This is a genomic window from Mesorhizobium sp. M0195 (assembly GCF_040322115.1).
Lineage (GTDB): Bacteria > Pseudomonadota > Alphaproteobacteria > Rhizobiales > Rhizobiaceae > Mesorhizobium.
The window spans coordinates 207,475-227,711 of sequence record NZ_JAMYSV010000004.1 but is presented as its reverse complement, the minus strand read 5'-3'; the positions used below and the strand labels follow the sequence as shown (position 1 = coordinate 227,711).

The 20,237-nt window shown below is 62.6% G+C and carries 19 protein-coding genes; 5 read left to right on the top strand and 14 right to left on the bottom strand.

The window, feature by feature from the left end; all coding sequences use genetic code 11:
* The first annotated feature begins 2 nt into the window (after positions 1-2).
* From NKJ12_RS11650 to NKJ12_RS11630, 5 genes are read left to right on the top strand one after another with little or no spacing between them, the layout of a single operon-like run.
* Positions 3-1,118 (top strand): ABC transporter ATP-binding protein, encoded by a 1,116-nt coding sequence (locus NKJ12_RS11650; RefSeq protein ID WP_352478183.1) that lies wholly within the window; start codon positions 3-5, stop codon positions 1,116-1,118.
* 5 nt (positions 1,119-1,123) lie between these two features.
* Positions 1,124-2,638 (top strand): GMC oxidoreductase, encoded by a 1,515-nt coding sequence (locus NKJ12_RS11645; RefSeq protein ID WP_352702758.1) that lies wholly within the window; start codon positions 1,124-1,126, stop codon positions 2,636-2,638.
* Positions 2,635-3,396 (top strand): 3-ketoacyl-ACP reductase, encoded by a 762-nt coding sequence (locus NKJ12_RS11640; RefSeq protein WP_352702756.1) that lies wholly within the window; start codon positions 2,635-2,637, stop codon positions 3,394-3,396. Before NKJ12_RS11645 ends, NKJ12_RS11640 begins: the two co-directional genes overlap by 4 nt.
* A 12-nt stretch (positions 3,397-3,408) precedes the next feature.
* Entirely contained in the window at positions 3,409-5,037 is a 1,629-nt protein-coding gene (locus NKJ12_RS11635) for a GMC family oxidoreductase (protein ID WP_352702754.1), read from the top strand.
* A 10-nt stretch (positions 5,038-5,047) separates the two neighbouring features.
* On the top strand, positions 5,048-5,359 hold the full coding sequence (locus tag NKJ12_RS11630; RefSeq protein ID WP_352506362.1) for a Dabb family protein: 312 nt from the start codon (positions 5,048-5,050) through the stop codon (positions 5,357-5,359).
* On the opposite strand, the gene NKJ12_RS11625 is transcribed toward NKJ12_RS11630, so the two are convergent.
* The 14 genes from NKJ12_RS11625 to NKJ12_RS11560 form a co-directional block, all read right to left on the bottom strand.
* Entirely contained in the window at positions 5,360-6,205 is an 846-nt protein-coding gene (locus NKJ12_RS11625; RefSeq protein ID WP_023675361.1) for an EamA family transporter, read from the bottom strand.
* Between the two features lie 7 nt (positions 6,206-6,212).
* The gene (locus NKJ12_RS11620; protein WP_352702752.1) at positions 6,213-7,127 is read right to left on the bottom strand and encodes an endonuclease/exonuclease/phosphatase family protein; all 915 of its coding nucleotides are present in this window, start codon (positions 7,125-7,127) and stop codon (positions 6,213-6,215) included.
* Positions 7,128-7,216: 89 nt separating this feature from the next.
* Positions 7,217-8,767 carry a cation:proton antiporter gene (locus tag NKJ12_RS11615; RefSeq protein ID WP_352702750.1) on the bottom strand — a complete coding sequence of 517 codons (1,551 nt, stop codon included), beginning with the start codon at positions 8,765-8,767 and terminating at the stop codon, positions 7,217-7,219.
* A gap of 167 nt (positions 8,768-8,934) precedes the next feature.
* Positions 8,935-9,999: an ABC transporter ATP-binding protein gene (locus NKJ12_RS11610; RefSeq protein WP_254816897.1), complete on the bottom strand. Its 1,065-nt coding sequence runs from the start codon at positions 9,997-9,999 to the stop codon at positions 8,935-8,937.
* A 16-nt stretch (positions 10,000-10,015) separates the two neighbouring features.
* A complete protein-coding gene (locus NKJ12_RS11605; RefSeq protein ID WP_352478173.1) occupies positions 10,016-10,807 on the bottom strand; it encodes an ABC transporter permease in 792 nt (263 codons plus the stop codon).
* Positions 10,804-11,718: an ABC transporter permease gene (locus NKJ12_RS11600; protein WP_023675356.1), complete on the bottom strand. Its 915-nt coding sequence runs from the start codon at positions 11,716-11,718 to the stop codon at positions 10,804-10,806. Before NKJ12_RS11600 ends, NKJ12_RS11605 begins: the two co-directional genes overlap by 4 nt.
* A 64-nt stretch (positions 11,719-11,782) precedes the next feature.
* Entirely contained in the window at positions 11,783-12,889 is a 1,107-nt protein-coding gene (locus tag NKJ12_RS11595) for an ABC transporter substrate-binding protein (protein ID WP_352506366.1), read from the bottom strand.
* Between the two features lie 242 nt (positions 12,890-13,131).
* On the bottom strand, positions 13,132-14,304 hold the full coding sequence (locus tag NKJ12_RS11590) for an iron-containing alcohol dehydrogenase (RefSeq protein WP_352702749.1): 1,173 nt from the start codon (positions 14,302-14,304) through the stop codon (positions 13,132-13,134).
* A gap of 38 nt (positions 14,305-14,342) precedes the next feature.
* Positions 14,343-14,828, bottom strand: a complete 486-nt coding sequence (locus NKJ12_RS11585) for a DUF2569 domain-containing protein (protein WP_352506368.1) — start codon at positions 14,826-14,828, stop codon at positions 14,343-14,345.
* 42 nt (positions 14,829-14,870) lie between these two features.
* Positions 14,871-16,307 carry an aldehyde dehydrogenase family protein gene (locus tag NKJ12_RS11580; RefSeq protein WP_352506369.1) on the bottom strand — a complete coding sequence of 479 codons (1,437 nt, stop codon included), beginning with the start codon at positions 16,305-16,307 and terminating at the stop codon, positions 14,871-14,873.
* Positions 16,270-16,695: a type II toxin-antitoxin system VapC family toxin gene (locus tag NKJ12_RS11575; protein ID WP_352506370.1), complete on the bottom strand. Its 426-nt coding sequence runs from the start codon at positions 16,693-16,695 to the stop codon at positions 16,270-16,272. The genes NKJ12_RS11580 and NKJ12_RS11575 overlap by 38 nt, the downstream gene beginning before the upstream one ends.
* On the bottom strand, positions 16,679-17,083 hold the full coding sequence (locus tag NKJ12_RS11570; RefSeq protein WP_352506371.1) for a helix-turn-helix domain-containing protein: 405 nt from the start codon (positions 17,081-17,083) through the stop codon (positions 16,679-16,681). The genes NKJ12_RS11575 and NKJ12_RS11570 overlap by 17 nt, the downstream gene beginning before the upstream one ends.
* 102 nt (positions 17,084-17,185) lie before the next feature.
* A complete protein-coding gene (locus NKJ12_RS11565; protein WP_352702747.1) occupies positions 17,186-18,556 on the bottom strand; it encodes a glutamine synthetase family protein in 1,371 nt (456 codons plus the stop codon).
* A 100-nt stretch (positions 18,557-18,656) separates the two neighbouring features.
* Positions 18,657-20,219, bottom strand: coding sequence for an amino acid permease (locus NKJ12_RS11560; protein WP_352702745.1), 1,563 nt, complete (start codon positions 20,217-20,219; stop codon positions 18,657-18,659).
* Between the last annotated feature and the right edge of the window lie 18 nt (positions 20,220-20,237).

Sequence of the window (20,237 nt, the reverse complement as noted above, 5' to 3'; positions counted from 1 at the left end):
GCATGGCTTTTCTGGAAATTGACGGGTTGAAGAAGCGTTTCGGAGCGGTCGAGATCCTGAAAGGCATCGATCTCGACCTCGAAAAGGGCGGCTTCCTCGTGCTGGTCGGGCCTTCCGGTTGCGGCAAGTCCACGCTGCTCAACACCATTGCCGGCCTGGAAACCATCACCGAGGGGGAAATCCGTGTCGACGGACGCACGATCAACGATCTCCATCCCTCCAAGCGCGATATCGCCATGGTGTTCCAGAGCTACGCGCTCTATCCGAACATGACGGTGGCCGGGAATATTGCCTTCGGCATGGAGATGCGCGGCGTGCCGGCCGATGAGCGCCAGAAGGCGATCGACAAGGTGGCAAAGGTCCTGCAGATCGGCCATTTGCTGAAGCGCAAGCCAAGCCAGCTTTCCGGCGGCCAGCGCCAGCGGGTCGCCATGGGTCGGGCGCTGGTGCGCGATCCAAAGCTGTTCCTGTTCGATGAGCCTTTGTCCAATCTCGACGCCAAGCTGCGCGTCGACATGCGCATCGAGATCAAGCGCCTGCACGCCACCACCGGCACCACCATCGTCTACGTCACCCACGACCAGATCGAGGCGATGACGCTGGCCACCAAGATCGCGGTGATGCGCGACGGCGAGGTGCAGCAGTTCGGCACACCTGCTGAAATCTATAACAATCCGGTCAACCTGTTTGTTGCCGACTTCATGGGCTCGCCGGCGATGAACCTGATCCCGGCGACGATCGGCAGCAACGGATCCGGCTTCTCGGTCGTCATGGAGCGCGAGGCGCGCCAGCCGATCTCGCTGCCGCTGGCCAATGCGCCGGCCGGCCTGTCGGCATTCCACGGAAAACCGATCATCTTCGGCGTCCGCCCGGAAGCACTGACCGATCCCGAAGGGGCCGAACGCAACGCCTCGAACATCGCCCGCGCCGACTGTCACATCGAGGTCATCGAGCCGGCCGGCTCGGATACGTTCGCGGTCACCAATCTCGGCGGCAAGGCGGTGGTGGCGCGGCTGCGCGCCGATGCCAACATCCAGCCCGGCACGGTCACGCCGCTCGCCTTCAATCTGACCAAGGCGGTGTTCTTCGATCCGGCGACCGAGAAACGCATCGTCTGACCGCCATGACAAATCCAGACATCGTCATCATCGGCTCCGGCATCGGCGGCGCCACGATCGCGTCCGGCCTTGCCGGCAGTGGCGTCTCGATCCTGATGCTGGAGCGCGGTGAAGCCCTGCCGGCAACCCCGCACGCACGCGACACCCGCGCAATCTTCGTCGATGGCCACTATAGGCCGAAGGAGATGTGGCTCGAGGCCGGCGCAGCGCCTTTCAACCCGGGCAATTACTACTATGTCGGCGGCAATTCGAAATTCTACGGCGCGGTGCTGATCCGCTACCGCAGGGAAGACTTTTCGGAGATGGAGCACTATGGCGGCATCTCGCCGGCCTGGCCGTTTTCCTACGAGGAATTCGAACCCTGGTATTCCAGGGCCGAGCAGCTTTTCCGCGTGCGCGGTGCACTCGGCGAAGACCCGACCGAGCCGTTCCACTCGATGCCCTACCCTTTCGGGCCGGTGCCGGACGAGCCGCCGATCGCGCGTGCCCGCGCCGAGCTCAGGAACCTGGGCCTGCACCCGGCATCGCTGCCGCTCGGCGTCGACATCGAAGCCTGGCTGAAAGACGGCAGCACGCCGTGGGACGCTTTTCCCAACACCGGCGTCGGCAAGGTCGACGCGCAAACGGGGCCGCTGGCGTCGGCCCTTGCCGACCAGAACATCAAGCTCGAGACCGGCGCCCACGTCGAACATCTCGAGGCATCGCCGGATGCCCGGACGATCGCGGCCGTCCATTATCGCCAGAACGGTACGCTGAAGAAAGTCGCGCCAAAGCTGGTCGTCCTATCGGCCGGCGCGGTCAATTCCGCCGCCATCCTGCTGCGCTCGCCCACCCCTAACGGCAAAGGCGGTGGCAAAGGCCTGGCCAACCGCTCCGACCAGGTCGGCCGCAACTTCATGAACCACAATTCGAGCGCCATGCTGGCGATCGATCCACGCCGCCGGAACAAATCCGTCTACCAGAAGACGCTGATGCTGAACGATTATTATCTGTCCGACGGCAAGGGCGGCAAGCCGCTCGGCAATGTCCAGCTCCTCGGCAAGATCGACGGCAACATCCTCAAGGCCAATGTCAGGCGCGCGCCCAAATTCGCGCTCGATTTCATGGCCGGCCACGCCGTCGACTGGTATTTGATGTGCGAGGACCTGCCCGATCCCGAGAGCCGCATCATGGTCGACGGCAAGGACATTGTCATGCAGTGGCGGCGCTCCAACATGCAGTCGCTCGACGGACTGACCAAGGTGATGCGCGAGAATTTCCGCGCCTGCGGCTATCCGATCGTGCTGTCGCGGCCGTTTGACAAGCGCACGCCCTCGCATCAGTGCGGCACGGTGAAGATGGGCAACGATCCAGCGACCTCGCCGCTGGATCCGTTCTGCCGCTCCTTCGACCACAGCAATTTGTTCGTCGTCGATGCCGGCTTCCTGCCGAATTCGGCCGCCGTCAATCCGGCGCTGTCGATCGCCGCACAGGCGCTGCGCGTCGCCGATCATATCCGCAAGACGGAGCTTGCAACATGAGCCGCCCAGCAGCGATCGTCACCGGCGGCGCGCGCGGCATCGGCCTTGCTTGCGCCGAGGCGTTGGCCGACGCAGGCTTCGACATCCTCGTCTCCGACCTTGCCGACGAAGCCGCCGACGGGCTCGCCGCCGACATCACCGGGCGCGGCGCGAAATTCGCCTATGTCAGTTGCGACATCGCCGACCTCGACGGCCATGCAGCGCTGATCGATGCCGCGACAAGCGCCTTCGGCCGCATCGACTGCCTGGTCAACAATGCCGGCATCGGCGCCGTCCTGCGCGGCGATCTGCTCGAGCTCAAGCCGGAAAATTTCGACCGGGTGCTCGGCATCAATCTGCGCGGCACGGTGTTCCTCAGCCAGCACGTCGCCAAAGCGATGCTCGGCCTGCCGAGCGATGGTGCGAGATCGATCATCACCATCACCTCGGTCAGTGCCGCCATGGCCTCGCCGGAACGTGCTGATTACTGCATCTCCAAGGCCGGGCTTTCGATGTGGGTGAAGAACCTGGCACTGCGGCTTGCCGCCGAAAACATCGCCGTGTTCGAGGTGCGCCCGGGCATCATCCGCACCGACATGACCGCCGGTGTGACCCCCAAATATGACGGGCTGATCGACGGCGGGCTGGTGCCGGCGATGCGCTGGGGCAAGAGCGAAGATATCGGTGCAGCCGTGGCAGCACTCGCCGGTGGCAAGTTCGGCTTTTCGACCGGCTCGGTTATCAATGTCGACGGCGCGCTGTCGGTGCCGAGGCTATGAACAGGTGACGCCATGACCGACTACATCATCGTCGGCGCTGGCCCGGCCGGCTGCGTACTCGCCAACCGGCTGAGCGAAGATCCGTCGCATCAGGTGCTGCTGCTCGAAGCCGGCGGCAAGGACTGGCATCCGCTGATCCACATGCCGGCCGGTTTCGCCAAGATGACCAAGGGCATCGCCGCCTGGGGCTGGTCGACGGTGCCGCAAAAGCACATGCAGGACCGTGTCTTCCGATACACGCAGGCCAAGGTGATCGGCGGCGGCTCGTCGATCAACGCGCAGATCTACACGCGCGGCAACGCCCGCGACTACGACGCCTGGGAGAAGGAAGAAGGTCTTGCCGGCTGGGGCTATCGCGACGTGCTGCCCTATTTCAAACGCGCCGAGAACAATCAGCGTTATGCCAACGATTTTCACGGCGACCAGGGCCCGCTCGGCGTGTCGAACCCGATCGCGCCGCTGCCGATCTGCGAGGCCTATTTCCGTGCCGGACAGGAGATGGGCATCCCCTTCAATCCCGACTTCAACGGGGTAGCCCAGGAGGGCGTCGGTTACTATCAGCTGACGCAGAAGGACGCGAAGCGCTCCTCCGCCTCTGTCGCCTATCTCCGGCCGATCCGCGAGCGAAAGAATCTCACCGTCAGGACCGGCGTTCTGGTGACACGCATCGTCGTCGACAAGGGCCGCGCCGTCGGCGTCGAGATCGTCGACAGGCCGGGCGGCCAGCCAACGATCCTGCGCGCCGAGCGCGAGGTGATCGTCTCGTCCGGCGCTATCGGCTCGCCGAAGCTTCTGATGCAGTCGGGCATCGGCCCGGCCGACCATCTGAAGGCGGTCGGCGTGACACCGGTGCACGATCTGCCCGGCGTCGGCTCCAACCTGCAGGATCATCTCGACCTGTTCGTCATCGCCGAATGCACCGGCGATCACACCTACGACAACTACGCCAAGCTGCACTGGACGGCTTGGGCCGGCCTGCAGTATCTGCTCCTGAAGAAAGGCCCGGTGGCTTCCAGCCTGTTCGAGACCGGCGGCTTCTGGTACGCCGATCCGACCGCCGCCTCTCCCGACATCCAGCTGCATCTCGGCCTCGGCTCCGGCATCGAGGCCGGCGTCGAGAAGCTGAACAATCCGGGCGTGACATTGAACTCGGCCTTCCTGCGTCCGCACTCGCGCGGCACGGTGCGGCTGAACAGCGCCGATCCGGCCGACCGCCCGTTGATCGATCCGAACTATTGGTCCGATCCCTATGACCGCGATATGTCGATCAAGGGGCTGAGGCTGGCGCGCGAGATCATGCGGCAGAAGGCGCTGCAGCCCTATGTGCTGCGCGAGGTATTGCCGGGACCCGACCTGCAGAGCGGCGACGAGCTGTTCGACTACGCCTGCCGCAGTTCCAAGACCGACCACCACCCGGTCGGCACGTGCCGCATGGGCCACGATGCGATGAGCGTGGTAACGCCAGATCTCAGGCTGCGCGGTATCGAGGGCCTGCGCGTCTGCGACGCCTCGGTGATGCCGCGCATCCCCTCCTCCAACACCAATGCCCCGACGATCATGGTTGGCGAAAAAGGCGCCGATCTGATCCTTGGCCGCGAGCCGCTGCCGCCGGCGGTGTTTTCCACCAAGCAAGCGGCATGAGGGACAAAGAATGATCAGGCACTGTGTCTTCGTCAGATTTCGCAACGATGTCGCCGACGCCGACCGCGCGGCAATCCATGCCGATCTCGAAGCGTTGCGGGCGGTGATCGACGGCATGGGCAAGGTCGAATTCAGCGCCAATACCAGCCCGGAACCCTTCGCCCGCGGATTCACGCACGGCTTCACCATCGACTTTCGCGACGCTGCGGCACGCGATGCCTATCTGGAGCATGAAGCGCATCAGCGAGCCGGCGCAAAACTGGTGGCGGCGCTCGAAGGCGGCACGGACGGGCTGATGGTGTTCGACCTGGAGATCGCGTGACTATCCCATTCTCAGCGCAACGACGCCGGCAACGATGCTGAGCACCGCGGCACCTCGCCATGCGGTCATCTTCTCGCCGAGCGCGAACACCGAGATCATCATGGCGAACAGGATCGATGTTTCGCGCAGCGACGCCACCGAGGCGATCGGCGCCTTGGTCATCGCCCACATCACGATCCAGTAGGCGCCGCCACTGAGCACGCCGGTATAGATTCCTGCCTTCCAGTCGCGCGCCAGCACCGGCAGCGCCTGTGGGCCGCGAAAGACGACGCAAAGCACCAGCGCCCACAGCGCATCGCAGACGAACAGCCAGGCCGCATAGCTCGATGCGGTGGCGGCCAGCCGCGCGCCGCTGCCGTCCGACAGCGTATAGCTGGCGATGAAGATCGATGTGCCCAACGCGAAACCGACAGCGCGCAGGTTCAATTTCTCCAGATGCGCACCGCCGCGAAACGACAGCACCAGCGTGCCCGCCGACAACAAGAGAATGCCGAGAATGGCGAGCGGTGCCGGCATCTCGGCAACCACCACAACGCCCCCCAAAGCGGCCAGCAATGGCGCGGTGCCGCGCGCCAGCGGATAGGTCTGGGCGAAATCGCCGGCCTTGTAAGCGCCGATCAGGAACGTCCGGTAGCCCATGTGGAAGACAACCGAGGCGAGGATGTATGGCCACACTTCCGGCTTCGGCACCTCGACGAAGGGCAACGTCACCAGCGCGGCGGCACCCATGCCGAGCGTCATCAGCGTTATCGACAGGAAACGGTCGAGATGGACCTTGACCAGCGCATTCCAGATCGCATGCATGGAAGCGGCGGCGAGCACCGCGAAAAAGACAAACAGGCTCATCGGCGGTTCATCCGCCGCCCGTCCCTATGGCGATAGGCGTCTCCAGGTCGATATCGACCCAGAGCGGAAAATGGTCGGAGGCGACTTGGCCGATTTCGGCGCTGACCGAGCGCACGCGCCCCGCAAACATGCCGCCGACGAAGCAATGGTCGAGCCGGCGCTTTGCGATCCTGCCGTCGATGGTCTTCACATGGGTGTGGAAGTCCGACGTCGGTTCGTTGGCGACGGCGGCGGCGTCGACAAAACCGTCGAGATAGGCGGCACCGCGATGATAGGGCGCGCTGCCGACGATGCGGCGGTACTCGGCGCTACCCGGCTCCATATTGAAGTCGCCCAACCAGATCGCCGCTACGGGGTTTTCTGGCTCTTGTTCGCCATTGCTCCAATTGCGCGCCGGCTCGTCGTCGGTGCCGCTCCATGGGCCGCCCTCGGACGGCGCGCGGCGATGCTCGGCCAGCAAATAGTCGATCTGCTCCAGCCGCTCCTCGGCCGCGATATGCGCCAGATGCAGCGAAAAGAACCGCACCGGGCCGGCAGGGGTGCGGATCATGCATTCAAGTGCGGCGTTGCGGGTGTTGAGCGGACGCAGCGTGCGCCTGAGCGGCAGCGCGTGCAGCCGCGACCAGACGATCGGCAGCTTCGACAGAACCATGGTGCCGAATTGCCGCCGCCGGTTGACGATGCGGCCGTCACGCCTGTGGCTGGCATCCATGTCGAAGGCCGGGCCGTAGACCCAATGGTAGTCGGGCAGCAATCGCGAAAGAAGTTCCGGCTGGTCGTCCTCGTTGCTGCGTAACCAGTGCCGCTCGACTTCCTGCAAGGCGATGATGTCGGCACCGGCGACGACCTTGGCGCAACGCGCCAGATCGTAGCGGCCATCGCCGCCGAAGCCGTACTGGATGTTATAGCTGACCAGCTTCATTGCTTATCCGGCTCAGTTTCCTGCTGGCAGTAGCCGTTCGGTGGATTGGTTGCAATGTGCAGCCGGACGGAGGGAGCTTGGGCCAGATGCTAAGTCGTCAGTGGCTGGAACCGCCCGGGCGGGGATGCCGCCAGTTCCGACCAGTCGATCTCTTCCTCGAGGCGGTGGTAGGCCTCGTCGCCGATCGTTCCGTCGATGCGCAGGCGCTCCAGTGCATCGCGCTGGCTCTTGATGGCATAAAGACGCAACCTGTCATACTCGGTCGCCGCCTGGGCATCCTCCGGGTTCTCGGCGATGGCGCGCTGGGCGGCATATTGCTCGCGCACCGCCCCCGCGGCGCTCGACGTCTTGCCGCTGAGCACGTCGAGCGCAGCCTGCATGATGGCGACGCGCGCCTGCGCCACCTCCCGGTCGACCGTCTGGTCGGGCTTGAGATTGAGCACGCTGAGCAACGGCTTCAGGCTGACGCCTTGCAGCACCAGCGTGCCGAGCACGACCGTGAAAGCGGCGAGCACGATCGGATCACGGCCTGGAAAGTCGGCCGGCAAGGCGAAGGCTGCCGCAAGCGTCACCAGGCCGCGCATGCCGCACCAGCCGATAAGCACGCCGCCGCGAAATGTCGGTGCGTCCTTCCGCCTGTCCTCGTCGCCCAGACGTGCCAGCGCTCTGAGGATCGCGCCGCAGCCCAGCACCCAGACGAGCCGCGATACGATGACAATGGCCAGCACCGCCAGGGCAAAGACGAACGCCTCGCTTTGTCCTTGCTCGGCAAGTCGACCGACAATCGATCGCGCTTGCAGGCCCATCAGGACGAAGGCCAGGACGTTGAGCACGAACACCGCCGTCTCCCAGACCGAGTAGGAACTGACACGATTCCTTGCCGGCATGCGGCGCGGCGATGTACGGGCGATCGTCATGGCATAGACGACGATCGTGATGATGGCGGACAGCCCTATCCTGTCGGCCAGGATCCAGACGCCAAAGGTTGAGGCGAATTGCACCACGGTGCCGCTCGCCGGGTCGTCGATACGGCCGAGTATGGCGAGAGACAACCGGCCTAGCACATAGCCTGCGGCAAGGCTGCCGACCGTCGACAGCAGGATCATTGGTACGGCACTGCTCAACAGGATGGAGCCGGCGGCTGCGGAAACCGACATTCGGTAGATCAGCAGTGCCGTCGCGTCATTGAGAAGGCTCTCGCCTTCCAGGATGGCGGTGATGCGGTGCGGTACCTTGAACTGCCCGAGCACGGCCGCCGCTGCCACCGCATCGGGCGGCGCCACAATCGCGCCAAGCGCTATGGCGGCGGCGACGGGCAGGCCTGCCATCGTCCAGCCCACCAGAGCGACCGCCACCGTGGTGAAGATGACGGCGCCAAGCGCCAGCAGGATGAGCGAAACCTTGTAGCGGTTGAGATCGCGCAGCGACGTGTCGTAGGCCGCGTCGAGCAGAACCGGCGCGATGAACAGAGCGAGCGCCAGCTCCGGGTCGATCTCGATGGTCGGGGCAAACGGCAGGAAGGCGATGCCAGCGCCGGCCAGCGCCAACAATGAAGGATAGGGAATCTGCAGACGCCGCGACAGCGCGGTCAGGACGACCGCGATGAGAAGCAGGACAAGGGTGAGTTCAAAAAGCGCCATGCCTTATCGTAGCGGTGAAGCCGGGCGATTGGCACTGCAAAAACGGCAACGGCTTTGGCTGATGGTGAGTGGTGATTGGTGAATGGTGAATGGCTGCGTGTAGAGGAATTTGGCGCGTAAAGCGCATTCTCACTATTCACTATTCACTATTCCCTCTTCCCTCTTCCCTAATGCAGCACCAGCATGTCGCCCGACGAGAACGAAATTTCGGCCTTTTCGCCGACGGCCGGCGGCGGCGTGGCCGGGCTGTTGAACGTGTCGAGCGAGACCGTGGCGCCGCCGATGCCGACGCGCACGCGGATGACCGAGCCGAGGAAATGCACTTCGGCGATTTCGCCCGAAAGGCTGGAGTCGCGGCCGGGGTGGCGCCCCAGCGAAATCGCTTCCGGACGCAGTGCCAACGACAGCGTGTCGCCGGATTTCGAGCCGTTGAGCTTGCCCTTGAGCGAAACCTCTTGCGAATTGACGCGCACCTTGCCCGAAGCCGCGTCGGTGACCGTGCCTTCAAGCACGTTCAGCGTGCCGACGAAATTGGCAACGAATTTGGTTGCCGGTCGGTTGTAGATCTCGAACGGCGTGCCTACTTGCTCGGCCTTGCCGCCATACATGACAGCAATGCGGTCGGAGATCGACAGCGCCTCTTCCTGGTCGTGGGTGACGAAGATGGTGGTGATGCCGAGCTTCTTCTGGATCGAACGGATTTCCTCGCGCAGCGACACGCGCACCTTCGCGTCGAGCGCCGACAGCGGCTCGTCGAGCAGCAACAGCTTCGGCTTCGGCGCAATCGCCCGCGCCAGCGCGATGCGCTGCTGCTGGCCGCCGGAAAGCTGGTAGGGATAGCGGTCGCCCATCTGCGGCAGCTTGATGATATCGAGCATTTCGGCAATGCGCCTGTCGGCATCGGCCTTTGGCATGCCGGCGACCTTCAGCCCGAAGCCGATATTCTGCGCCACGGTGAGGTTCGGAAACAGCGCATAGGCCTGGAACACCATGCCGACATTGCGCTGATTGGGCTTCAGCCGGGTGATGTCCTTGCCGGCCACGACGATCTTGCCGGCGGACGGCTCTTCGAAACCAGCGACCATGCGCAGCACCGTCGTCTTGCCGCAGCCCGATGGCCCAAGGAAAGAGACGAATTCGCCCGGCTCGACGTCGAGGTTGAAATCCTGCACCACGGTGATGGGGCCGAAGGATTTTCGCACATGCTGGATTGAGAGGAAGGGCTCGGTCATGGCTTTTTCCTTCGGGTCAGTTCGGACGGTTCGCCGATCGCGGCGCGAAACGCGACAGGATCTGGATCAGCGACATGCAGCCCCAGGTGATGGCGAAGGCGATGATGGCAAGCGCCGCCGGCTCGTAGGCTCGGTTAGCGCCGACGTTCTGCAGATAGGGTCCGAAGGCAGGCCGGTTGAGCAGGCTAGCCATGGTGAATTCGCCTATCACGATGGCGAAGGTCAGGAAGGCGCCCGACAGCACCGCGATCAGCACATTGGGCAGGATGACCCGGGTGATGATCGTGCCCCAGCCGGCGCCGAGAATCTGCGCCGCCTCGGTCAGTGTCCGCACGTCGATCGTGCGAAGTCCGGTGTCGACGGCGCGATACATGTAGGGCAGTGCTAGTGTCGCATAACCGATGACCAGCAAGGCATTGGCTCCTGTCTCGCTGCCCAGGAACGGCAGCGGTGAGTTCGACCCGTACATTCTAATGTAGCCGAAGACGATGACGATGGCGGGAATGACCAGCGGCAGCAGCGTGATGAACTCGACGACGGGCCTGAGCTGCGGCATCCGCAGGCGGATCCAATAAGCGGTAGGCACCACGATCAGCACGCCGAGAATGATGGTGAAAACAGCAGCGAGTACGGAATAGCCGAAGGTCGCCTGGAAACGGGGGTCGCCAAACACGACTTTGTACGCATCGAAGGAATAGGCGCCGCGCCGCATGCGCATGGAAAATTCCACCGTCGCGATAAGCGGAATGAAGAAGTAGGCAGCGCCCAGCGCGAAGACGACCCAGGCCCAGAAACGTCCGCTCTTCATTTAAGCCACCTTTCCGAGCGCGTCCGGAACCAGATGTAGAAGACATTGGCAAGCCCGGTGATGACGATCATACCGAAGGCAATGGCATAGCCGAGATGGGCATTGTGCAGCACGTCACCGCGGATCTGCGCGTAGAGCAGGATAGGGACGATGTTAAGCGAGGAGCCGGTCAGAGCGTAAGCGGTGGCGATGGCACCGAAGGCGTTGGCGAACAAGAGGATGACGGTGCCGAGGAAGCTTGGCCAGATCACCGGAATGACGACCATACGCCAGAACTGCGCCTGGGTCGCGCCAAGCGTTGCTGCCGCTTCGCCCCATTCCTTCTTCAGCCCGTCGATCGCTGGCACGATGATCACCACCATCAGCGGGATCTGGAAATAGACATAGGTCAGTGTCAGGCCCCAGAACGACAGAATGTTGAAACCATGGGCATAAATGTTGAAGCCGACCAAGACGTTGAGCAGCACCGTGGCGAGCCCGAGCCGGCCGAGCGTCGCGAGAAAGGCGAAGGCCAGCGGCACGCCGGCAAAATTGGAGGCCACGCCGGAGAAGGTCAGTGTCGCCGAGCGTATCCATTCCGGCAGTCCGCCGCGCACGATGGCGATGGCAATGGCAAGCCCCGCGAAAGCACCGATCAGCGACGAGGCGAGGCTGACCTTGATTGAGATCCAGTAGGCGGCAACGATCGACGGCTGCGCCAAGGCCGCTATGTTTTCGAAAGTGAATTCGCCGGCATCGTTCCGGAATGCGCCCAGCATCAGATAGAGCGTGGGCAGGATCAGGAACATGATGGCGAAGATGAAGAAAGGCGCAACGCCAAGCCATTGTGTCGGCAGCCTCATACTGCGGGCGTCGGCAGGAGGCGCGGTCTTCCCGGCAACAGCGTGATCGGACAACGAGATATCGGTCATGCGCCGGCTACCGTCCTGGAGGTATGCCGGGCGGCGATCTAAGCCGCCCGGCTGATCTCAAGTCTTACTTGACGTTGGCGCCGACGACGGCATCCCAGTTCTTGGTGATGGCTTCCTTGGCCTTGCCCTGCTCGTCGAGCGTCGGGAACACCGCGGCTGCATAGGACTCGGCCGGCGGCAGCTTGGCCATCACGTCAGCCGGGAGCTTGCCATTCTTGGCGAGGTCGTTGAAGCGGATCGGGTGACAATAGCCCTTCAGCCAGCCGATCTGGCCTTCGTCGGAATAGAGATATTCCAGCCATAGCTTGGCAGCATTGGGATGCGGCGCGTAGGCGCTGATCGCCTGAACATAGACGCCGGCGACGACACCGGTCTTCGGCACGACGACGTCGACCGGCGGATTGCCCTTCAGCGTGTCGCGGCCGGCAAGCGCGTTATAATCCCAGGTCACCAGGATTGGCGTCTGGCCTTGGGCAAGCGTCGCGGGCTTGCCGATGACCGGCACGAAATTGCCGGCGGCGTTGAGCTTCTTGAAGAAGTCGAGACCAGCCGTGCCGGCGGCTTCGCCGGCAGCCGCACCGCCGGAAAGGCCGGCGGCATAGACGGCCTGGATGGCCTGGTTCGAAGCGCGCGGGTCACCGGCGAGCGCCACGGTATTGGCGAATTCCGGCTTCAGCAGGTCGGCCCAGTCTGCCGGCGCTTCCTTGACCAGGTCCTTGTTCACCAGGAACGAAAGCACGCCATAATAGTCGCCGGTCCAGAAGCCATCGGCATCTTTGGCGCTGTCCGGGATCGAGTCCCAGGTTGATACTTTATAAGCCTGGATCAGGCCATCCTTCTTTGCGGTCGGACCGAAGCTCAGGCCGACGTCGATAACGTCGGGCGCCTGCGGGCCCTTGTTGTCCTTGTTGGCCTTGATCGCCTCGACCTCGTCGCCGGAGCCGGCATCGGGGTTGAGCTCGTTGACGGTGATCCCAGGATATTTTGCCTTGAAGCCGTCGATGACCGCGCCGTAGCCGCACCAGTCATGCGGCAGCGCGATGGTGGTGAGCTGGCCTTCAGCCTTGGCTGCGGCGACCAGTTCATCCATGGACTGGGCCGACGAGATGGCAGAGGTCGCCATCAGGGCGACGGCCGAAAGGGAAAGCAGTTTTCCCGTGAATTTGAACATGTGTTCTCTCCGTTGAACTGACGCCGTTGGACGCCTGCGATGCGGTATCGTTTTCGTGTGACAGCCAGATGAAAGCTTTGTGAAAGCGATGCCCCGCAGTATGAAAAAGTAAACTCTTTTTAACCGGCTGTAGCAATCGCTTCGCGATTCTTTTTCCGGCTAACTAGTTTCGATCTTGCCTTTCATCTTTCCCCCTTTCCTTTGCCTCTTTTCCCAAGTCGATTTCCGATGCGAAAATTGTCTCAGACGGTGCCGGCGATGGCGTTTTCGAGCAGCGTCAGCGCCGCCTTTTTGGTCAGCTTGACCGGGTTGCCGCCGGCGGTCGGATCGACCACCGCCATGTCGGCGATCAGGCCCTTGCGTCTCTTGTCCATGTCGAGCCCCTTGATCAGGCTGGGCAGCGCATGCGGCACCTTGAGCTCCTTGCGCAGCTTGATGATCGCCTTGGCAAAACCGTCGAAGCCGCCCTTGATGCCGCAATAGTCGGCGAGCCGGGCTATGCGCGGCTCGATCGCCTCGCGGTTGAAGGCCAGCACATAGGGCATGAACACGGCGTTGGTCATGCCGTGGTGGGTGTCGTAGAGCGCGCCGATGGGATGCGACAGCGAATGGATGGCGCCAAGCCCTTTCTGGAAGGCGGCCGCTCCCATGGCGGCGGCGCTCATCATGTTGGCGCGGGCGACCAGATCCTTGCCGTTGGCATAGGCTTTCGGCAGGTTTTCGAAGACCAGCCTTATGCCTTCCACGGCGATGCCGTCGGCCATCGGGTGATAGCCCGGCGCGCAATAGGCTTCGAGGCAATGGGCCAGCGCATCCATGCCGCTGCCGGCGGTGATGAAGCCCGGCATGCCGACCGACAGTTCCGGATCGGCAATGACGATCGCCGGCAAAAGCTTTGGATGGAAGATGACCTTCTTGGTATGGGTCGCTTCATTGGTGATGACGCCGGCGCGGCCGACTTCCGAGCCGGTGCCGGCCGTGGTCGGCACGGCGATGATCGGCGCGATCGCATCGGCATCGGCGCGCGTCCACCAGTCGCCGACATCCTCGAAATCCCAGACCGGCCGTGTCTGCCCGGCCTGGAAGGCGATCAGCTTGCCGAGGTCGAGCGCCGAGCCGCCGCCAAAGGCAATGACGCCGTCATGCTTGCCCTTCTTGAACACGGCAATGCCGGCGGTCAGGTTGGAATCCACCGGGTTCGGCTTGACCTCGGAAAATACGCCATACGGCACCTTGGCGTCGTCGAGGATCTTCAGCGTCGAGGCCACCACCGGCAGCCTGGCCAGTCCCGGATCGGTGACGAACAGCGGCCGCTTGATGCCGGTCGCCGCCAGCACCTCCGGCAGCTCCTTGATGCGTCCGGCGCCGAAGCGGACGGTCGTCGGGTAATTCCATTTGGAAACGAGTTTTGTCATTTCGACCTTCTTGACTGCTTTCGTGCTCTCGGATGTCATTAGTTCACAAAGGTATTGGCCACACGGTCTGACCGCATCATGTACGGAATCCAGATGGCTGCGGCCCAGACGGAGCGGTAAATTCCGCGCATCGTTTCTCTGTCGAACGCATCAGCCAAGGTTGGAAAGCTCTCGCGAAAAACCAGATGCGCGGCCCATGGGTCGAGGATGGCATATACCGGCATCGCGACTGCCCAAATCATGTACCAGCCCGGGAATATCTCCCAGCGCTTGAACATGAAGAACAATAACAGGACCGGGGCTGTAAGGCTTAGAACGCCTGCTGTCACCAGTTCGGCAACGAGCAGCGCACCTTGAGAAAAACTGAAGGCCTGCCAGTCGAAGCCGAGATAGTCCGTATTGTGCAGTTGTACCAACCCCAGTATCGGCGTGAGCATCAACCCGAGCATCGGCAGGACAAGCCATCCGCCGATACCCTCGGGACCCTCACCATCTGGCAAAGCCGATTTTTGTGTATCCGCCACTACTCCCCCTCAACAGCGATCGCATGCTTGTCGATCGGCACCTTAGATCACCTCGCGCAAATGGTATGATTTCGGCCTGGTCAGATTGTCGTAGCCGATGGCCGACAATGCCGCGCCCTTGCCGGTATCCTTGACGCCGGTCCAGACCAGCGCCGGATCGAGATAGTCGCAGCGGTTCATGAACACCGTGCCGGTCTCGACACGATCGCCGATCGCCGCCGCATGCTCAATGTCGCGCGTCCAGATCGAGGCCGTCAGCCCATAGGGGCTGTCGTTCATCAGCGCGATCGCTTCCTCGTCGTTGCGCACCTTCATGATGCCGACGATCGGGCCAAAGCTTTCCTCGCGCATAACGCTCATCTGGTGGTCGACCTGGGTCAGCACTTCCGGCGTCAGATAGGGGGAACCTTGCCTGTCGTTGGCCACCTTCATATTGATGTGTGCCCTGGCGCCCTTGCGCAACGCCTCGGCCTTCTGCTCGCGGATCAGGTCGGCGAAGCGCGCCTGCGCCATCGGCCCCATGGTGGTCGCCTGGTCGAGCGGATTGCCGACGACGTAATTCCCAGTCTCGGCGATGAAGCCCTCGACGAATTCATCGTAGACCTTCTCGTGGACATAGACGCGCTCGATGCCGCAGCAGCACTGGCCGGAATTGTAGAAGGCGCCGTCGACCAGATTGGCAACGGCATGGTCCATCTTTGCGTCCGGCAGCACATAGGCCGGATCCTTGCCGCCGAGTTCGAGGCCGAGCGTCATGAAGGTGCCCGCCGCCGCCTTTTCGATGGCGCGGCCGCCGGCGACCGAGCCGGTGAAGTTGACATGGTCGATCTTGCCGGAGCCGAGCAGCCTTTCAGTCTGCGCGTGGTTCAGGACGAGGTTCTGGAACAGGCCCTTGGGCAGGCCGGCCTTATCAAACGCCTGCTGAAACCGTTCGCCGACCAACAATGTCTGTGCCGCATGCTTGAGGATGACGGCGCTGCCCGCCATCAGCGCCGGGACGATGGTGTTGACGGCGGTGAGATAGGGATAGTTCCACGGCGCGATCACCATGACGACGCCGAGCGGCATCTTCTTCACATAGCGCCGAAAGCCGTCCTTCGGGTTGGAGGCCATGACCGGCTTCAAGGCCGCCTCGGCGATCTCGACCATGTAGCTGACGCGTTCCCTGACGCCGCCGAACTCGCCGCCATAGCGCACCGGCCGGCCCATCTGCCAGGCGATCTCCGGCACGATCTCGTCGGTCATGGCGACCAGCGCTTCCAGCATGGCAAGCATGTACTTGCCGCGCTCGACGACCGGCGTCTCAGCCCACTTCTCCTGCGCCGCCTTGGCACGTTCGACCGCGGCACCGATCGCCTGGTCGGTGGCAAGAGGCCGTTCGGCATAGATCGAACCGTCGACGGGGGATTTTATCTTCACGGTTTCCAAAGAGGTCTCCAAATCAACAAGGCACTGTTTTGACGAAGCCGGCCGCGCCATAGGCAAGGATTGCGCGATCGCGGGTGATGATCTCGAGGTTTTTCGAGCGCGCCGTGGCTATGATGATCCGATCCGTTGGATCGTTGTGAACGACGCCGGGCAGGAACGAAGACTCGACCAAAAGCTCACTGTCGATCCCCTCGACGCTCGCTGCCCCGGTCTGCACGAACCGTTCGAACCATGCGAGCGGTGACTTGATGAATGGCAACCGGCCCTTGGCTACAAGCATGCCGATTTCCCAGGCGGACATCACGGAAACGGCGATCACGCTGCCATTTTTGCGTGCGCTGGTCACCTTCTCGACCGCAGCCCTCGTGACCGGCTGCTCCGTTGACAGCCACAGCATGAAGCATGTGTCGAGCAGAACCCCCTCACTCGTCATAGACATTGCCCCAATCCGGATCGGCGGGCGCGGTATAGTCGACGTCCGGAAGCAGGGTGAGCGTCCCGGCCATGCATCCAAACAACGGATCGGCACCCCGAGGCGGCACGATGTACTCTTCCTTGTTGCCGTTCATGTCGTCCACGAAATCCACTTGCCCCTCCTTGAAACCAGACCGGCGATCAGGCTCCGACGGCCTCGCCGCATGATTGGACCTTCCGAGGTGCACCAATATCTCGCTCTCCTGCCGGTCGAGAATTTCAGCGATCTTGCGTATCTCGTCGACCTGCATACGCCGCTCACCGTTCAGTGTCCGCGACAAGGCGCTGTAGTGTATGTTCATGCGGCCGGCCATGCTGCGTACCGTGAGCTTGCGCTCGTTCATTCGACTCATAAACCACGCCTTGTCGACATGGGCTCTACCTTTGGGCAAACGCTGCCTCCTGCGTGTTGCTGGTGCGATACCCGCAACAATATTGCGTAAAGCGCAACGCCGTCAATACCGCTCGAACCCCCTGTGCAGTTCCCAGTCCGTAATCCGGCGGTCGTACTCCAACTGTTCCCAGTGTGCCGTGTGGACGTAATGTTCCAGCACATCGTCGCCGAGCGCCTGCCTCAGCATTTTCGATTCCGCCAGCGTCGCGGTGGCGTCGCGCAATGTCTTTGGAATTTCAGGCAGCTGCGAGGCCTGGTAGGCATCACCGACGAAGGGCTTCTGCAGTTCAAGCTTTTCATCGATGCCGGCAAGCCCGGCCGCGATCAGCGCGGCGAAAGCCAGATAGGGGTTCAAATCGGCGCCGCCGATGCGGCATTCCATGCGGATGCCCTTGGAGCCTTCGCCGCAAAGACGGAAGCCGGCAGTGCGGTTGTCTTCGCTCCACGTGATCTTGGTCGGCGCGAACGTGCCGGCCTGGAAGCGCTTGTAGGAGTTGATGTAGGGCGCCAGGAACCAGGTGAATTCCTTGGCATATTTGAGCTGGCCGGCCGCCCATTGCTGGCCGAGCGTCGACAGCGTCCACTCGGCATTTTTGTCGTAGAACAACGGCGTCTTGCCGTCGGCGCTCCACAACGAATTATGGATGTGGCTGGAATTGCCGGCGAGCCCGTAATTGTACTTGGCCATGAACGAGATCGCCTTGCCTTCGGACTCGGCGATTTCCTTGGCGCCGTTCTTCAGGATGACGTGGCGGTCGGCCATGTCGAGCGCCTCGGCGTAGCGGACATTGATCTCTTCCTGGCCTGGCCCCCACTCGCCCTTCGAATTCTCGATCGGGATGCCGGCCGCCTCCATCTCGTTGCGCAGCCGGCGCATGACGCCTTCTTCCTTGGTGGTGATGCCGATCTGGTAGTCGCCGATATAGGGCGATGCCGTCTCGAGGCCCTGCCAGTGCTTCTTGCGGGCGGAATCGTAGGTTTCGCTGAACAGATAGAATTCGAGCTCGGAAGCGAAATAGCCGATATAGCCGCGATCCTGCAGCCGCTTGACCTGCTTCTTCAGCATGGCGCGCGGCGAATGCGCCAGGTCGTCATGGGTATGGTGGTCGAGCACGTCGCAGATCACCAGCGCCGTCTTTTCCAGCCACGGAACGCGCCGCAGCGTCGCAAGGTCCGGCTTCATGACGAAATCGCCATAACCCTTCGACCAGCTCGCCGCCTTGTAGCCGGGCACCGGTTCCATATCGATGTCTGCCGCCAAGAGATAGTTGCAGCCATGCGTCTCGTCATGCGCGGAATCGACGAAATAACGGGCCAGGAACCGCTTTCCCGCGAGCCGCCCCTGCATATCGACGATGCAGGCCAGCACCGTGTCGACCTCGCCGCTGGAGACCGCTTGCTTCAACTGATCGAACGAGAAATTTCCGGCCATTCCTTTGGCACTCCAGCGCTTGTCGTTTCGGGCTTGTCACTTTGAAAAGGAAACGAAAACCACGGCCGGCGCGAATGCCGGCCATGGTCATGAGAGGGGGTCAGGCGCCGGCTTCGCCGACAGCTATCTCGGCTGCCTTGATCGCCGCCTGACGCTTTGCGATCTGGTCGCCGATGGGCGGACCCTGGAAGCGGCGGTTCTCGAAACCGAACCAAAGCACCGCGGTCAGCACAATGAAGCCCAGGGTGATATAGAGCACTTTGTCGTTCGGCGGCTGGATGGCGATGTAGAAGATGATCGCCATGCCGATGACCGACAGGATGCAAAACAGCTTGAACAGGTCGGCGCCGAGGTTCCATGGGCCGGGGTTCGGCCATTTTTCCGTTCCGAAAGCCATCATGCCGAGCACGATCGGAATGATGAAGGACAGAAACAGGAACACCAATGTCGAATTGACGACGATGGTATAGATGTTCGTGCCGCCGACCGAGATGAACTGGGCAAGAAAGACATAGATGATCTCGAGCACAGCAGCCGTCCAAATCGCATTGACCGGCGTGCGCCAGGTCGGGCTGACCTTGGCTAGCGAGGCCGAGCCGACCGGCATGCCGCCGTCACGCGAGAAGGCGAAAAGCATGCGCGAGGCAGAGGTGACCGTTGCCAGACCGCAGAGGAACTGCGCGATCAGGATGCCCAGATAGAGCAGTGTCTTCAGCCACGCCGGCAAGATCGCGTCCATCGTGGCGAAGAACACGCTCCAGCCCTGCTTGGCGCCGGCCGCCAGATCCGGAATCGCCAGTACGATCGCGCACAGCATCACCCAGCCGATCAGCGACGACCAGACTACGGACGAAACGATTGCCCGCGGAACCGAGTGCGCCGCCCTCAACGTTTCTTCCGAAGTATGCGCCGACGCGTCATAGCCAGTGATGGTGTAAACCGGCAGCAGCAGGCAGAGCAGGAAGAGATACGTCATGGAATCGGACTGCGGGAAAACACCGCCGCCCGCGTCGCCCGAATAGTTCGTGAACGTCCACAGCCGCGTGATGTCGATCGCTGGAGCAAACATCAGGCAGGCGACGATCAGCACGGCTGTCGTTGCCAGGATCAGGAAGCCGGAGGCGTCCGTCAACATAGCCGTCAATTTGATGCCGAAATGATTGAGCAGCGCCTGCAACACGGTGATGGAGGCGACAAACCCGACGATCTCACCAGGCGTGCCAGTCATGCCGAAGGCTCCGCCGAAAGTGCCGACGAAGAAGAAAGCAGTACCGATGTTGATGGCGCCGAGCACGGTGATCAGGCCGAGCAGGTTGAGCCATGCGGTGAGCCAGCCAGTGAACCGGTTCCCTAGGATGGATGCCCAGTGATAGAGGCCGCCGGCGGTCGGAAATGCAGAGGCGATCTGGGCCATGGCGAGCGCGAAAAATCCCGAAACCATGCACCCGACGATCCAGCCGATGCCAGCGCCGGCGCCACCGATGGACGACGTCGCTTGCGCGAAGGAATTGATGCCGCCTGAGAGGATGCAGATGATCGAGAACGAGATCGCGAAATTCGAGAAGCGGCTCATGCTTCGCGACAGTTCCTGAGCATAGCCCATTCCGTGGAGAACTTTCAGGTCCTCCTTCTTGTCAACTTCGCTGTAACCCGGTGCTACCATTTTTAGTCCCCTTCTGGT